The sequence below is a fragment of the Herbidospora sp. RD11066 genome, assembly GCF_054661255.1.
Genome location: NZ_BAAGDO010000167.1, coordinates 1 through 269 on the forward strand (window position 1 = coordinate 1; position 269 = coordinate 269).

Consider the following 269-nt stretch of genomic DNA (forward strand, 5'->3'; position numbering starts at 1 on the left):
GGGGCAAAAAAGGGGGCGAGTAAGTAATTTTCTAACTGTTTAACTCAACCAAAAAATCCCCAATCAAAGCGATTGAGGATTGAGCAAATAAATCTTAAACAATACCTTGTGCGATCATAGCATTTGCTACATTTTCAAAGGCAGCAATGTTTGCTCCTGCAAGGTAGTCTTTATCAAGACCGTATGTTTCTGAAGTTGTTTTAGCTGTGTTGAAGATGTTTGTCATGATGTCTTTGAGACGTCCATCAACTTCTTCACGAGTCCATGAG

Annotated in this window: 1 pseudogene; it reads right to left on the minus strand. The window is 39.0% G+C overall.

Annotation, left to right across the window (positions count from 1 at the left end):
• Positions 1-94: 94 nt before the first annotated feature.
• Positions 95-269: pseudogene (locus ACYQ78_RS39665) on the minus strand (NADP-specific glutamate dehydrogenase); the annotation flags it as partial.